We start from the raw sequence: 14,570 nt of genomic DNA, 5'->3' as shown, positions 1-14,570 counted from the left end.
CCGCGAAAACCCGCGGCACGAAGCACACGGGTTTTCAGGCAAATGCTGTGGACGGATAACCGTCCACAGCGATGCAGCGAGCCGTAAAGGCCGTTACATCCAGCCCCGTTCCTTGTAGTAACGCACGGCACCGTCATGCAGCGGCGCAGACAGACCGACTTTGATCATGTCTTCCGGCTTCAGATCCTTGAATGCAGGATGTAGGCGCTGGAAGCGCTCGATGTTCTCGAACACCGACTTGACCAGCTTGTAGACCACTTCGTCATCGACCTTGGACGTAGTGGAAAGCACGGCCTTGCCGCCAATCGACTGAGTGGCGCTGTCGTTGCCCTTGTACATGCCACCTGGGATTTCAGCCTTGGTGTAGTAGCTCTTCTCGGACAGCAGCTTGTCGATCTCAGGACCGGTGATCGGTACCAGAACAGCGTCGACAGTAGTGGTGGCTTCCTGAATCGCGCCATTGGGGTGACCGACGAAGTAGGTCATGGCATCGATGTTGTTGTCGCCCAGAGCGCTGGCCTGCTCGGCCGGCTTGAGTTCGGCGGCGAGCGCGAAGGCCGACTTGTCCCAGCCCTTCTCGTTCATGATCTCTTCGAGGGTGTCACGCTGACCGGAACCGGGGTTGCCGATGTTGACGCGCTTGCCTTTCAGATCATCCAGGCTCTTGATGTTGGCATCACGGCGCGCCAGGACGGTGAAAACCTCGCTCTGCAGCGAGAACACGGCACGGATGTCTTCCATGGCGCCTTCGCTCTTGAACGGCTCCAGGCCCTTCATCGCCTTGTACTGGTGGTCCGACTGCATGATGCCGAAATTGAATTCGCCGCTGCGCAGGCCGTTGACGTTCGCCACGCCGCCGCCACTGGCTGGCGCGTTGCACTTCAGGTCCTCGGCGTTACGGTTGACGAAGCGGCAGATTGACTGACCGGCAACGTAGTAGACGCCCGTCTGGCCGCCGGTACCGATAGTGACGAATTGCTCTTGCGCCTGAGCCATACCGCTCAGACCAGTCCCCGCCAATGCGGCGGAAAATATCCATGCCAAGGATTTGCCTTTCATGGATCCACTCCTTATTGGTTGTTTTGGAATTGTCCTGCAGGCCTCGTGAGCCACGCGGGAAGTTTGGAGTCTAGCAGGCCGCTGCCTCGGTAACAGCTCGGACCTCAACCTCACGGCTAATGGGCGCCCTGTGACTATGGCTATGACCCATTTGGGGATGGGGGGTTGCTCATCAGCGGAATAAACCTGAAATACCTATACAAATATCTGTACATAAATATTTATATGTATAAGATCGCCTCATAGCACAGAGCCACTATCCGACTAAAGCGGTCGGTCTTTCGGGCGGATGGCTGACCAAAGCAGCCGATATCACAATGCCATCACTCGATGTAATGCGAGTGCGCACTACAAGCAGAGCAATGTGCTGGCCGAAGCACCAACAAGGCCGTTTGAAGGCTCGGTTTAGCAAGACCGAATAGGATCCGTTTGGAAGTCCGAGGATTTCACCGCAAGGTGAATAGCAGGGTTGCGCGATGTCCAGTCTGGGCATCGGTCAAGACGTCCGTGGCGGAAAAATAATCTAGTTTCAGAGAATTCCACCATGCGCTTGAACGTACCGGTCACCGGACGCGACGTGTCCTTCAGTGAGACAGCCAACATACTGTCCACCACCGACCTCAACGGCGATATCACCTATGTAAACCCCGACTTCATTAAGATCAGCGGTTTCGAAGAGCGTGAGTTGCTCGGTCAGCATCACAACATAGTCCGCCATCCCGACATGCCCCCCGAAGCATTCGGTGACCTCTGGTCCAGCGTTCGTGCTGGCAGGTCATGGATGGGAATGGTGAAGAACCGCTGCAAGAACGGCGATCACTACTGGGTCAGCGCCTTTGTCACCCCCATCAGCCGCAACGGGAAAGTGGTCGAGTACCAATCGGTGCGGACCAAGCCGCAGGCCGCACAGGTAGCGGCAGCCGAAACGTTATATGCGCAACTGCGCGAAAAGCGGCCACCCGCCGCTCTGCGCCGCTCCCCCTTGGGCGTGCGTAGCCGCGTCGCCCTGCTCGTCGCCCTGGGTGCTGCTCCCTGCGCTATCGGGGGGGCACTGTTAGGTGGAGCAAGCCTCATAGCGGCGGTAGCGGCTGCAGCTGCGGCTACCTTGAGCGCGAGCGTCTTTGCATACATGGCGCTTGCGCCTCTGCAGCGTCTTGCTGCACAGGCTCGGCAGGTGGGGGATGATGCCGTCGGTCAGCTGGTCTACACGGGCCGCCGCGACGAGTTCGGTCAGATTAGCTATGCCATGAAACTGCTCGAAACCGAAGCCGGCGCCATGGTTGGCCGAATCGGTGATGCTTCACGCCAGCTGAGCATGCATGCACGGGAGCTGGTGGGAGCCATGGACAGCAGCGCACAGAGCGCATCGCGTCAGCAGAGCGAAACCGATCAGGTTGCCACCGCAATCAATCAGATGGCGATGAGCGTGCAGGAAGTCGCCAACAACGCCCAGCGCACCGCCGAGGCAGCCAGCCGAGCCAACAGCGAAGCTGCAACCGGTACGGATGTCGTCAATAAGACGGGGGCGGCTATCGGCCGGCTAGCTCAGGATATTCAGCACGCCGGTGATGTCATTCTCGAACTGGAAGCACACAGCAACGACATAACCAAGGTGTTGGATGTCATCCGCGGCATCGCCGAGCAGACCAACCTGCTCGCCCTTAATGCTGCCATTGAAGCCGCCCGCGCCGGCGAACAGGGCCGTGGCTTCGCTGTAGTTGCTGACGAGGTTCGTAGCCTGGCGTCTCGAACCCAGCAGTCCACCCAGGAAATCAACTCGATGATCGCGGCTTTGCAGGGCGGTGCACGTCAAGCGGTGGAAGTGATGCAACGTAGCCGAGATCAGGCCATGGAAAGTGTCGAGCAGGCTGAGCAAGCGGCACGCTCGCTCCAGGACATCAACAATCGAGTGAACGAGATCAGCGACATGAGCATGCAGATTGCCTCGGCCGTCGAGCAGCAGAGTGCCGTCAGCGAGAACATCAATCAGAACATCGTGAGCATTCGTAGCGGCTCCGATCAGCATGTAGAAAGTGGCCTGCGCAGTCGGGAGACCGCTTCGGGTGTCGCTCAATTGGCTGACAGCATGGAAATGCTGGTGCAGCAATTCTGGACACGGCGACGCGGTTAGCCGGTCAAGAAGGCTCCAGTTGACGTTCCGATGGGTGGGAGAGCCGTTAGTAGCCTAGCAGTGGTATCAAAACGACATTAGCCGTATCGTTTCGATGGCCAAACCACTGCCTGACCCTCACGGCTGCCTATGCGTCGCGATGGGTCGTTAGACGAGACCTCTCACCTGATGCGATTCCGCCGGCTCTTGCTCTGCTGCCTGTTAACCGCCTTTGCCGGCCTCATGTCGGGCCAGGCCATCGCAGCTTTTGTTCCAGGCGTCGTCAGCAAAAGCGGTGCGGAACTCCACATGGGCGAGGTGGAATGGCTACCCGGGCATCCCGATGCCGATTTCGCAACCGCTCACACTGCCCCTTGGCAGTGGCAGCCGTTAGCCAAGCCCAATCTCAAGAAACAGCGGGACGGCGCATGGGTGCGCTTCGAAGTTGATAGCAATGCCACAAGCGCCGAGCGCTGGTACCTGAGCCTGAAATGGCCTGTCCTGGACAAGGTGCGTGTACGTCTGTTCTACCCAGCCGAAGGCGAGTGGGGTCCCTTGATGCAGGCTGGCGATCACATTCCCAAGCGTGATCAACCGCTAGCAGACCACAACCTGGTCTTCCCGCTGGAGTTGCGTGGCAATGATCACGCCGTGGTGTACATGCAGGTACAAGCCCATGAACTCATGGCGTTGCCGTTGAGCATTTACGATGAAACGGCGTTCGCAGCGGAAAAAATTACCGACGTCGCGATGATCAGCCTGTTCTTCGGCGGCATGCTGGTGATTCTTCTCTACAACAGCAGCCTGTTCGTGTTCACCCGGGACGTGGCCTATCTGCTCTATGTTGCCTATCTTCTCAGCGCGCTTTTTTACGTACTCACGATAACCGGCTTCGGCCAGCTATTCCTGTGGCCCGACACGCCTGTTTTCGCCCGCCGCTTCTATGCGCTGTCGGCAGCCTTGTGTTTTTTCACCCCGTTGTTGTTCGCCAGTCGCTTTCTCAAGGTCCGAAGTTATGGCGGCTGGCCCTGGCTGGTCACCTGGGTGCTGATGGGCTACTGGGGCGTGGTGATTCTGGTCACCTTGTTCGCACCCTCGCTGGCTCGTTATCTGATGGCCGAACCGGTCGCCTTGGTTCACTGCATCCTGACGATGGCCGCCGTCATCAACCTGTGGATTCGAGGCAACCGTTCAGCACGCCTGTTCACCATCGCCTGGTCGACATTGTTGGTCGCCACCATCGCCCACCTGCTGGCGCTGGAGGGACTGCTGCCGCTGAATGCACTGACCCTGCATGGCCAGCTGATCGGTATGTTCGCTGAGTTCGTGCTGCTGTCGATGGCATTGGCCGAGCGCATTAATCACGAGCGTGACCGCCGGATCCTGGCGCAGCAGAGTGCCTTGCAAGCCTCCGATGCATTGGCGCAGGAGCGTGAGTCACGCCTCCAGGCGCAACAGCAGGCGCTAGAGATGCAGATCCGCAACAACGAGGCGCTTGAGGCGCGTGTGTACGAACGAACTCGGGCGCTGGAAGAGGCCAAGCGCGGCCTGGAGAGGGTCAACGAGCAACTGACCCGCATGAGTGTTACCGATGCGCTGACCCAGCTGTCGAACCGGGGGCATTTCGACCTGATGATCGACGAAGAGATCCGCCGCGCCCAACGCACGGAGACGCCATTGTCGGTGCTGCTGCTGGACATCGATCATTTCAAGCGGGTCAACGACACCTACGGGCATGCGTTTGGTGACGACTGCCTGCGGCTGGTAGCCGATACGCTCAAGCAACACGGCCAACGGGCCGGCGACGTGGTTGCGCGCTATGGCGGCGAAGAGTTCGTCATCGCGCTGCCAGGCATGAACAGCCGCGAAGCCGGCGAACAGGCCGAACGAGTCCGCGCAGCCGTGGCAGCGCTACGGCCCGCTCATGGCGAGCAGCGGCTGGAACTGACCATCAGCATCGGCGTGGCGACCCTGCAGCCGCCTGCGAACTGCTCCCCTTCACAATTGCTGGCGTGTGCCGATGCGGCGCTTTATCGGGCCAAACACAACGGTCGCAATCAGGTGGCAATTGCCGAAGCCGACGAGGCTCTCGAGCCGTCAGTCAACTGAATCGGGAACCGGTGGCGGGAAGCGCACCTTTACCAGCAGCCCGCCCAAGGCGCCCTGATCCAGTTCGATAGTCGCCCGGTGGGCACGAACAATTTCGCCAACGATGGCAAGACCAAGCCCGGCGCCCCGCCCTTGCTGGTGCACACGATAGAAACGGGCGAAGACCTTGGCGCGCTCCGCCTCGGGAATCCCCGGACCGTCATCCTCGACCTCCAGCACGCCCTCTTCCTTCACTCTCAGCACCACATTTCCGCCATTCGCCGTGTGCGCCAGGGCGTTATCCAGCAGATTGCTGAGCAGCTCCGTCAACAACGTCGGCTCGCCGTCGATCCATATCGGCTGATCGGCTTCCAGCGCCAGCGCGACGCCCCGTTTGTGGGCCAGCGCAGCCATGGCCAGGCCCAGTTCCCGCGCCAACTGGCTGAGGTCCAAGCACTGGGCACCGCCTTCAGCAATCGACTGCGCGCCGGTTTCGATACGCGCCAGCGACAACAACTGGTTGGCCAGATGAATCACCCGGTCGGTATGGGCTCGGGCTTCTTCAAGCGTCTCCTGCCAACGCTGCGGCTGTTGTTCACGCTGGCCGAGTTCGATCCGCGCCTTGAGCGCCGCCAATGGCGTGCGCAGCTCATGGGCAGCGTCGGCAATGAACTGCGCCTGCCGCTCGAATTGCCCGCGTAGCCGCTCGGTGAAGTGATTGAGCGCTGCCACCAGAGGTTTCAGCTCGCGTTGCACGGCCACCAGCGGTAGCGGCCGCAGATCGTCAGGCTGGCGCTGTTCGACCGCCTCGCTGAGTTTGCCCAGGGGACGCAACGCCGCGCTGACCGCCAGCCACACCAGCACCAGCGCAGCAATGGCCAGTGACCCAACACGCCACAGCGTATCCACCAGCAGGCTGCGGGCCATGCGCTCACGAGCGCCCAGCGTTTCGGCGACGCGGATTTCAGCAATGCCGTTGAGCTCCGGCTCGCTCACAGGTTGCAGAAGGCTCACCAGCCGCACACCTTCGCCCCGGAATTCTCCGTCGTAGAAGCGCGCCAGCGCGGGATAGTCGTCAGTGCGACGGATCTCGGCACCCGGCGCAGGCAGATGCTCGTAGCCGCTGACCAACCGGCCTTCGGTATCCAGCACCTGATAGTAGATGCGCCCGGCGCTGTCGTAGGCAAAGGTGTCCAGCGCCACGTAGGGCACATTGGCGCGGAGCTGCCCATCATTGGCAACCAGGCCATCGGCGATGGCGCGGGCCGAAGCCAGCAAGGTCCGGTCGTAGGCAGTGTCGGCGGCGGCGCGCCCGTTCCAGTAGGCGCTCCAACCACTGAACAGCATTAGCAGGGTCAACAGCATCGCCAGCCTGCGCAGCAACCCACCGCGCAAACTGCCAGCGCGCGGCTGTATCGCTTCAGGCATCCGCTGCCTCCAGCAGATAGCCCAAGCCTCTGAACGTCACGATGCGCACCGCGCTGCCTTCGAGTTTCTTGCGCAGCCGGTGGATGTAGATTTCGATGGCGTCGGCACTGGCGTCCTCATCGAGGCCGAACACCTGCGCCGCCAACTGATCCTTGCTCATGACCCGCCCAGGCCGTGTGATCAGCGCCTCGAGGACCGCCTGCTCCCGAGACGTCAGGCTGAGCGGCTGCCCCTGGAGGCTGAAGCGCCGCGCATCCAGGTCATACACCAGCGAACCGCAGCGCTGCTGGCGCTCGCCAGCAGCCACGCTGCGCCGCAACAACGCCTTGACCCGCGCCTCCAGTTCGGAGAGTTCAAAGGGCTTGGCCAGGTAATCGTCAGCGCCGAGATTGAGCCCATGGACCCGATCGGTGACCTCCCCACGGGCAGTCAGCATCAACACCGGCAGGGTCTTGCCACGCTCACGCAGGCGCGACAGCACCTGAAAGCCGTCAAGCCTGGGCAGGCCTACATCGAGGATCGCCAGCGCGTAATCCTCGGTCGACAACGCCAGATCAGCGGCGACGCCATCGTTGAGCAGGTCAACCGTCCATCCCGCAGCGCGCAACGCCTGCGCCACGCTTTCAGCCAGCTGGGGATGGTCCTCGACCAAGAGAATCCGCATTTGCCTGTCCTCTGCCACACACGGAACGGGCCGCCAGTGTAGCGACAAGGCACGCCGCCCGCTGCTTTCGCCCTTGAAAGCCTGGCGAAAGCTTCGCCGCCTAGGATCGGGCTCAGGTGGCTCGACCCACCTGGCGCGGCTCACGCCGCCACAACAAAAACAATAGTGGAGATTGAAGGATGCTGACTGCCGTCAGAATAAACCCCGTACGTGCTCGCCTTGCCCTCGCCGTCGCGGCTGCCTCTCTGGCGCCCATGGCCCAGGCCGATTTCATCGAAGACAGCAGCGCGACCCTGCAAACCCAGAACATCTATCTCAATCGTGATTTTCGCGAAGGCACCGGCCAGTCCAAGCGTGAAGAATGGGCGCAGGGTTTCCTGCTCAACATCGAATCAGGCTTTACCGAAGGCACTGTGGGCTTCGGCCTAGATGCCATGGGCATGCTCGGCGTCAAACTGGATTCCGGCGGTGGCCGCACCAACACCGATCTGCTGCCAGTGCGCGACGATGGCAGCACGCCGGACGAGTTCAGCCGCCTCGGTCTGACGGCCAAGGCGAAGTTCTCGGAAACCGAACTGCGTTACGGCAGCCACATCCCGGAAACGCCAGTGGTTACCGCCAGCGACAGCCGAACCCTCCCCCAGGTATTCGAAGGCACCCTGTTGGTGTCTCAGGACGTGACCGGTCTTACCCTGACCGGCGGGCGTCTGGACAAGGTCATCGACCGTGCTTCGACCAACTCTCAGGAGCTGCAGGTCAACAACAAGAACGGTCGTTTCGACAGCGCTGCCGAGGCCGATCATCTGACCTTTGCCGGCGCGCGCTATGACTTCAACGAAAAGCTCATCGGCACCTACTACGCCGCCGAGCTGGACGACATCTATCGTCAACACTTCTTCAACCTGCAGGCTGTGCAGCCGCTGAGCGAGAATTCGTCGCTGACCGCCGACCTGCGTTTGATGATCAGTGATGACACCGGCGCAGCCAATGCCGGCAAGATCGACAACCAGGCCTGGAACGGCATGGTGGGCTACAGCCTGGGCGGCAACAAGGTCAGCCTCGCCTATCAGCAAATGAACGGTGACACCGGCTACGCCTACGTCGACGGCAGCAACCCTTACCTGGTCAACTTCGTGCAGATCAACGATTTCGCCAATGCCGACGAGCGTTCCTGGCAAGCGCGTTACGACTACAACTTCGCCTCGATCGGCGTCCCCGGCTTGACCTTCCTGACGCGCTATATCTCCGGTGACAACGCCGAGTACAGCGGCGGCAGCAATGGCAGCGAGTGGGAGCGCGACATCGAACTCAAGTACGTCGTACAAACCGGTCCGCTGAAAAACGTGGCCGTACGCATGCGCAACGCCATGTTCCGTTCCGATTTCGCCCGTGACGCTGACGAAAACCGCCTGATCGTCAGCTACAGCCTGCCCATCTGGTAAAGCCGTCCACAATAAGAATCAGAGGAGACACCCATGAAGACAGCAATCCGTCGTATCGCCCTGCTCTCGTCCTGCCTGGTCCTGTCTAGCCAGCTGTTCGCCGAACCCAAGCGTCCCGAGTGCATCGCCCCGGCCAAGCCCGGCGGCGGCTTCGACCTGACCTGCAAGCTGGCCCAGAGCGGCCTGAAAGACGAGGGCCTGCTCGAATCGCCCATGCGCGTCACCTACATGCCTGGCGGAGTCGGCGCAGTGGCTTACAACGCAGTGATCGCCCAGCGAGCGGACGACCCGGCGACCATTACAGCGTTCTCCAGCGGCTCGCTGCTGAACTTGGCGCAGGGCAAGTTCGGCCGCTATGACGAGACCGACGTGCGCTGGCTCGCCGGCATCGGCACCGACTACGGCGCCATCTCGGTACGCGCTGATGCGCCCTACCAGGACCTTGATGACCTGATCGCGGCGGTGAAGAAAGACCCCAGCAGCGTGGTGTTCGGCGCTGGCGCCACCATTGGCGGGCAGGACTGGATGCAGACCGCGTTGATCGCCCGCGCCGCGGGTGTGGATCCGAAGAAACTGCGCTACGTCGCGTTCGAAGGCGGCGGTGAAACCCTCACGGCCATGCTCGGCGGTCACGTGCAGGTCACCAGCAGCGGCCTGGGCGAGGTCGCCCCGCAGCTCGAAGCCGGCAAGATCCGCATCCTCGCGGTGCTGTCCGATGATCGACTGCCGGGCAAGATGTCCGAGATCCCGACCGCCAAGGAACAGGGTTACGACATCAGCTGGCCGGTGATCCGCGGCTTCTACATGGGCCCGGAAGTCAGCGATGAAGACTTCAACTGGTGGAAGACCCAGTTCGACACGCTGCTGGCCGACGAGGACTTCGCCAAGCTGCGCGAGCAACGCGATCTGTTCCCGCTGTCGATGACAGGCGATGAGCTCACCGAGTTCGTCAACAAGCAGGTCGCCGACTACAAGGAACTCGCCGGCGAATTCGGCCTGGTCAAGTAACACCCTGCCGGTAGCGGCTTCCCGAGGGCAGCCGCTACCCGCTCCTCCCGAGGTAACCACCATGTACGTTCGTGTCTTTGCCGCGGCCTGGCTGCTCGCCTGCGCCGGACTGGCGCTGCTCGCCTGGGGTTTCGAGGCGCCCTTCGCCTACGACCCGGTCGGCCCGCGCGCCTACCCGCTACTGCTGCTGTTCCTGATGGCTTGCGGCGCGCTCTGGCTGCTCTGCAAACCACACGGCGACCCGACGCCGCCGTTCGATTGGACCATGGCCCGGCGCGCCCTGTACTGCGTCCTGGTCCTGCTGGCGTACGCATTGCTGTTCGAGCAGCTTGGCTTCGTCATCACCACCGCGCTGGCCACCTTCGCCCTTGGCCTGCTGTTCAACGGGCGCTTGTTGCCAAGCCTGATCAGCGGCGTGCTGATGGGCGTGCTGCTCTTTGGCCTGTTCGACCTGTTGCTTGATGTGCCGCTGCCGCTTGGCGTGCTGCGCTTGCTGGAGAGCTGAAAATGGAAACCTTGAATTTCTTGTGGCAGGGCTTTGACGTCGCCACGCGGCCGATGAACCTGCTGGTGGCACTGTTTGGCGCTTTTGTCGGCACCGTTGTTGGGCTGCTGCCTGGGCTCGGCCCGATCAATGGCGTCGCCCTGCTGCTGCCTCTCGCCTTTGCGCTAGGCCTGCCGCCGGAGACTGCGCTGATCCTGCTGGCCGCTGTGTACCTGGGCTGCGAGTACGGTGGTCGGATCTCGGCGATTCTGCTCAACGTACCCGGCGACGCTGCAGCTGTGATGACCACCCTCGACGGCTATCCCCTGGCACGCCAGGGCAAGGCGGGTATCGCCTTGTCGTTGTCGGCGGTCAGCTCGTTCATCGGCAGCATCATCGCCACCTGCGGTGTAGTGCTGTTCGCCCCTCTGCTGGCGAAATGGGCGGTGGCCTTCGGCCCGGCGGAATACTTCGTACTGATGATCTTTGCCATCGCCTGTCTGGGCGGCATGGTTGGCGACAAGCCGGTCAAAACCCTGATGGCCGCATTGATCGGCCTGGGTCTGGCAACCGTTGGCGTGGACTCCACGACCGGCGTCTACCGTTTCACCTTTGGCAGCGTGAGCCTGTCCGACGGCATTCAGTTCGTGATCGTGGTGATCGGTTTCTTCAGCGTCAGCGAAGTCTTGCTGATGCTGGAAAAGACCCACAGCGGCCAGAAAGCGGTCAAGGCCAGCGGACGCCTGCTGTTCAACTTCAAGGAGTTCTGCTTCACCTTCTGGACCATGGTGCGCAGTGCCCTGGCCGGCTTTGTCATTGGTACCCTGCCTGGTGCCGGCGCGACCATCGCCAGCGCCATGACCTACATGAGTGAAAAGCGCATGGCCGGCGACAGCGGCAAGTTCGGCGAAGGCGACCTGCGTGGTCTGGCCGCACCGGAAGCGGCCAACAACGCCTCCGCCTGTGGCTCGCTGATCCCGATGCTGACCTTGGGTGTGCCGGGCTCGGGCACTACCGCGGTGATGATCGGCGCACTGACGCTGTACAACATCACCCCCGGCCCACTGTTGTTCGAACAGCAGCCCGATGTGGTCTGGGGCCTGATCGCCTCGCTGTTCATCGGTAACGTCATCCTGCTGGTGATGAACATCCCGCTGGTCGGCCTGTTCTCGAAGATGCTCAGCGTGCCCAACTGGGTATTGGTCCCGGCCATCACCGCAATCAGCGTGGTCGGTGTCTACTCGGTACACAGCACGACGTTTGACCTAGTGCTGATGGTGGGCCTTGGCGTGTTTGGATACCTGCTGCGCAAGCTGGAATTCCCGCTGTCGTCACTGATCCTCGGCTTCGTGCTTGGCGAGATGATGGAAGACAACCTGCGCCGCGCGCTGTCGATCTCCGCAGGCGACCTGGGCATTCTCTGGGGCAGCCCGATCACGCTGGTGCTCTGGGCGATGGCTGCGCTGATGCTGGCCATGCCAGGGCTGCGCTGGTGGCGCCAGCGCCGTCGCGGCAAGCTGAACGAGGCGAGTGCCTGAGATGCCGCGCCAGCTGCCGGGATGGTGGGCGACGCCTCTGGTCGGCGCCCTCGGCGGCTGGCTGGCAAGCCTGGCGAACTGGCCGCTGCCGTGGATGGTCGGTTCGCTGCTGGCGGTCATTGCGGTGCGCTGCAGTGGCTGGCTGGTAAGGGAAGTCCCGCAGGGTCGGCAGGTCGGGCAATGGTTGATCGCCAGCGCCATCGGCCTGCATTTCACCAGCGAGGTCATGCAGCAGGTCGTTGATCATTTCGCCGTGATTCTCGCCGGTGCGCTATGCACGCTGCTGCTGAGCCTGATCGGCATCTACATTCTCCTGCGCAGCGGCACAGACCGCGCCACGGCGTTCTTTTCCAGCATGCCGGGCGGCGCCAGCGAGATGGTCAACCTGGCCGGTCGCCACGCCGCCCAGCCGGCGATGGTCGCTGCTGCTCATAGCATGCGACTGCTGCTGGTGGTGCTGATCATCCCCGCCCTGTTTACCTGGAGTCTGCCGCCAGTGGATGCCCCGCCACCGGCGCCGGTGAGCTGGCCTTGGTTGGCGGTGTTGTTGCCGGCGGGCGGGCTGCTGGCGTTGCTGTGGAAGCGGCTCGGCCAACCCAACCCCTGGATGCTGGGCCCGCTCACGGTCTGTGCCGTTGCCAGCGCCGCTTTCGATCTGCATCTGGGTATGCCTGAGGGCGTTGGTCAGTTCGGCCAATGGCTGATCGGCTGCTCGCTGGGCTGTCACTTCGATCGACCGTTCTTTCGCAGCGCGCCGCGATTCATGCTGCGCATCCTGCTGTTCACGGTGCTGGCCATGCTCGCTGCGGCGGGCCTCGCCGAAGTGCTGGGTTGGGCGGCCACGCTGAACCAGACGTCGCTGATGCTGGGGATGATGCCCGGCGGCATCACCGAGCTGTGCCTGACGGCCGAGGCACTGCAGCTGTCGGTCGCCTTGGTCACTGCACTGCAGGTGCTGCGATTGTTCCTCGTCATGTTCCTCGCCGAACCGCTATTCCGGTTTTGGCAACGAGCCACGCTTTAACCCGCCCATTGGCGGGTTCTTTTTTAGCGCCTGCGTCTTGCTGGCGGTCTGGGCGAGACCTTGCGAATTGCCGGGTTCAGCCAAAGAACCAATAGCAGACCAGAATCGCCGCGACAATGCCGGCGAAGTCCGCCGCCAGAGCGCAGCCCACCGCATGCCGCGCCCGCTGGATGCCCACCGCACCAAAGTAAACGGCCAATACATAGAAGGTCGTCTCGGTGCTGCCCTGCACTGTCGCCGCAACCAATGCTGGAAAGCTGTCGACACCCTGGCTCTGCATCGTCTCGATCAGCATCGCGCGTGCTGCACTGCCCGAGAAGGGTTTGACCAGCGCGGTCGGCAGCGCATCGACGAAACGGTTGTCCCACCCCAGTGCATCGACCACCCAGCGGATGCCATCCAGCCCGAAATCCAGCGCACCGGAGGCGCGGAATACGCCAATGGCACACAGCATGGCGATCAGATAAGGCAGCAGACTCTTGGCTACGTCGAAGCCCTCCTGGGCCCCTTCGACAAAGCTTTCGTAGACCGGCACCTTGCGCAACGCCCCAATGACCAGAAAGGCAATGATCAGGCCGAACAGCGTGAGATTGCCGAGCAACGACGAAAGAGAAGAAAGTGCAGTGGCCGATAGCCCTGCAAGCAACGCCATGAAACCACCCAGCAACAGCGCACCGGGTATCAGGTAGGCAAGGACCACCGGGTCCCACAGGCGCAGACGCTGCACCAGCGCCACGGCGAGCAGTCCCGCCAGCGACGAAGCGCTGGTCGCCAGCAATATCGGCAAAAAGACCAGCGTGGGGTCCTCTGCGCCTTGCTGCACGCGATACATGAAAATGGTCACCGGCAGCAGAGTCAGGCCTGATGTGTTGAGCACCAGGAAAAGGATTTGAGCGTTACTGGCGATGTGAGGCGTAGGGTTGAGCTCCTGCAATGCCCGCATCGCCTTCAAGCCGATCGGCGTAGCAGCATTGTCGAGGCCCAGCCCATTGGCAGCAAAGTTGAGCGTGATCAGCCCCAGCGCCGGATGCCCGGCGGGCACTTCAGGCATCAACCGACTGAACAGCGGACCCAGCAGGCGCGCTAGCTTTTCGATCATGCCGGCCTTTTCCGCGATGCGAAGGAAGCCGAGCCACAGGGTAAGCGTGCCGAACAGCACGATCATGATTTCCACGGCCAACTTGGCCATGGCAAAAAGGCTTTCGACCAGAGCGGCAAACACACCAGGATCGCCACCCAGCAGCCAGCGCGCCAGCGCCGCAACTGCAGCGATCAGAAAAAAGCCCAGCCAGAGGCCGTTGAGCATGGGGTTCTCCAACGAATGACTGCGGGCGATGATAGCGGTGCGGCTGGAGAACGGCCATGAACCAAACAGAGCGAAGCTATGGAAGGTGCAGCGAATATGCTGAGGCGCTGCACTAGATCGTGCATTAACCGCTATTGCCAGCGGCCGGTACGCCAATGAAAGAGCGAGATTCCCGCAAGGGGTGCTCTGCTGTGGAGAAATCGCAAGCCGAAGGTGGCATTCCACCTTCGGTCGCCTTTCGCTGAGCCCGGTCCATGACGGAGGTACTCCCTGTACCCCTAGGTCGCTCCATTAAGAGCGTCCCGACCCCTTGGCTCCCCCGCTGTAGGGGCTGATGGGTAAATCACGAGGAGGATGATTGACCTCAGTACCAGCACTTCGCTTTTTGCGAAGGCTTTGAAAAAAGGCATCCAGCCGCT

At 61.9% G+C, this 14,570-nt stretch carries 11 protein-coding genes and 1 pseudogene; 8 read left to right on the top strand and 4 right to left on the bottom strand.

The window, feature by feature from the left end:
- Nucleotides 1-93 precede the first annotated feature (93 nt).
- On the bottom strand, nucleotides 94-1,059 hold the full coding sequence (locus tag RT21_RS02970) for a TAXI family TRAP transporter solute-binding subunit (protein WP_045423547.1): 966 nt from the start codon (nucleotides 1,057-1,059) through the stop codon (nucleotides 94-96).
- A 544-nt stretch (nucleotides 1,060-1,603) separates the two neighbouring features.
- On the opposite strand from RT21_RS02970, the pseudogene RT21_RS24335 reads away from it, so the two are divergent.
- The 3 genes and pseudogenes from RT21_RS24335 to RT21_RS02960 form a co-directional block, all read left to right on the top strand.
- Nucleotides 1,604-2,284 (top strand): annotated as a pseudogene (locus tag RT21_RS24335) (PAS domain-containing protein); the annotation flags it as partial.
- A gap of 21 nt (nucleotides 2,285-2,305) precedes the next feature.
- On the top strand, nucleotides 2,306-3,190 hold the full coding sequence (locus tag RT21_RS24330) for a methyl-accepting chemotaxis protein (protein WP_371263597.1): 885 nt from the start codon (nucleotides 2,306-2,308) through the stop codon (nucleotides 3,188-3,190).
- A 165-nt stretch (nucleotides 3,191-3,355) separates the two neighbouring features.
- Nucleotides 3,356-5,278 (top strand): sensor domain-containing diguanylate cyclase, encoded by a 1,923-nt coding sequence (locus RT21_RS02960; RefSeq protein WP_371263596.1) that lies wholly within the window; start codon nucleotides 3,356-3,358, stop codon nucleotides 5,276-5,278.
- Here RT21_RS02960 and RT21_RS02955 read toward each other — a convergent pair.
- Together RT21_RS02955 and RT21_RS02950 are read right to left on the bottom strand one after the other, a co-directional pair.
- The gene (locus RT21_RS02955; protein WP_046161548.1) at nucleotides 5,267-6,685 is read right to left on the bottom strand and encodes a sensor histidine kinase; all 1,419 of its coding nucleotides are present in this window, start codon (nucleotides 6,683-6,685) and stop codon (nucleotides 5,267-5,269) included. The genes RT21_RS02960 and RT21_RS02955 overlap by 12 nt on opposite strands.
- Entirely contained in the window at nucleotides 6,678-7,349 is a 672-nt protein-coding gene (locus RT21_RS02950; RefSeq protein ID WP_046161547.1) for a response regulator, read from the bottom strand. Before RT21_RS02950 ends, RT21_RS02955 begins: the two co-directional genes overlap by 8 nt.
- Nucleotides 7,350-7,528: 179 nt before the next feature.
- Here RT21_RS02950 and RT21_RS02945 point away from each other — a divergent pair, with 179 nt between their 5' ends.
- From RT21_RS02945 to RT21_RS02925, 5 genes are all read left to right on the top strand, one after another.
- Nucleotides 7,529-8,791, top strand: a complete 1,263-nt coding sequence (locus RT21_RS02945; RefSeq protein ID WP_046161546.1) for an OprD family porin — start codon at nucleotides 7,529-7,531, stop codon at nucleotides 8,789-8,791.
- A gap of 33 nt (nucleotides 8,792-8,824) precedes the next feature.
- Complete coding sequence (locus RT21_RS02940) at nucleotides 8,825-9,799, top strand: Bug family tripartite tricarboxylate transporter substrate binding protein (RefSeq protein ID WP_046161545.1); 975 nt, start codon at nucleotides 8,825-8,827, stop codon at nucleotides 9,797-9,799.
- 61 nt (nucleotides 9,800-9,860) lie between these two features.
- On the top strand, nucleotides 9,861-10,304 hold the full coding sequence (locus RT21_RS02935) for a tripartite tricarboxylate transporter TctB family protein (RefSeq protein ID WP_045423533.1): 444 nt from the start codon (nucleotides 9,861-9,863) through the stop codon (nucleotides 10,302-10,304).
- Between the two features lie 2 nt (nucleotides 10,305-10,306).
- Nucleotides 10,307-11,821 (top strand): tripartite tricarboxylate transporter permease, encoded by a 1,515-nt coding sequence (locus tag RT21_RS02930; protein WP_046161544.1) that lies wholly within the window; start codon nucleotides 10,307-10,309, stop codon nucleotides 11,819-11,821.
- A gap of 1 nt (nucleotide 11,822) precedes the next feature.
- Nucleotides 11,823-12,845 (top strand): AbrB family transcriptional regulator, encoded by a 1,023-nt coding sequence (locus RT21_RS02925; protein WP_046161543.1) that lies wholly within the window; start codon nucleotides 11,823-11,825, stop codon nucleotides 12,843-12,845.
- Between the two features lie 76 nt (nucleotides 12,846-12,921).
- Here the strand turns inward: RT21_RS02925 and RT21_RS02920 are convergent, their stop codons facing one another.
- On the bottom strand, nucleotides 12,922-14,151 hold the full coding sequence (locus tag RT21_RS02920; protein ID WP_046161542.1) for a nucleoside recognition domain-containing protein: 1,230 nt from the start codon (nucleotides 14,149-14,151) through the stop codon (nucleotides 12,922-12,924).
- Between the last annotated feature and the right edge of the window lie 419 nt (nucleotides 14,152-14,570).

The sequence above is a fragment of the Pseudomonas sp. 10B238 genome (assembly GCF_000970615.1).
In the GTDB taxonomy this organism is placed as follows: Bacteria; Pseudomonadota; Gammaproteobacteria; order Pseudomonadales; family Pseudomonadaceae; genus Stutzerimonas.
Note: the sequence above shows the minus strand (reverse complement) of the source record. Positions and strands in the feature narration are given on the sequence as shown.

Bases quoted from the DNA above. Each gene is read 5' to 3' on its own strand.
- RT21_RS02970 (WP_045423547.1), bottom strand. From the start codon at position 1,059: ATGAAAGGCAAATCCTTGGCATGGATATTTTCCGCCGCATTGGCGGGG.
- RT21_RS24330 (WP_371263597.1), top strand. From the start codon at position 2,306: ATGAAACTGCTCGAAACCGAAGCCGGCGCCATGGTTGGCCGAATCGGT.
- RT21_RS02955 (WP_046161548.1), bottom strand. From the start codon at position 6,685: ATGCCTGAAGCGATACAGCCGCGCGCTGGCAGTTTGCGCGGTGGGTTG.
- RT21_RS02950 (WP_046161547.1), bottom strand. From the start codon at position 7,349: ATGCGGATTCTCTTGGTCGAGGACCATCCCCAGCTGGCTGAAAGCGTG.
- RT21_RS02945 (WP_046161546.1), top strand. From the start codon at position 7,529: ATGCTGACTGCCGTCAGAATAAACCCCGTACGTGCTCGCCTTGCCCTC.
- RT21_RS02940 (WP_046161545.1), top strand. From the start codon at position 8,825: ATGAAGACAGCAATCCGTCGTATCGCCCTGCTCTCGTCCTGCCTGGTC.
- RT21_RS02935 (WP_045423533.1), top strand. From the start codon at position 9,861: ATGTACGTTCGTGTCTTTGCCGCGGCCTGGCTGCTCGCCTGCGCCGGA.
- RT21_RS02930 (WP_046161544.1), top strand. From the start codon at position 10,307: ATGGAAACCTTGAATTTCTTGTGGCAGGGCTTTGACGTCGCCACGCGG.
- RT21_RS02925 (WP_046161543.1), top strand. From the start codon at position 11,823: ATGCCGCGCCAGCTGCCGGGATGGTGGGCGACGCCTCTGGTCGGCGCC.
- RT21_RS02920 (WP_046161542.1), bottom strand. From the start codon at position 14,151: ATGCTCAACGGCCTCTGGCTGGGCTTTTTTCTGATCGCTGCAGTTGCG.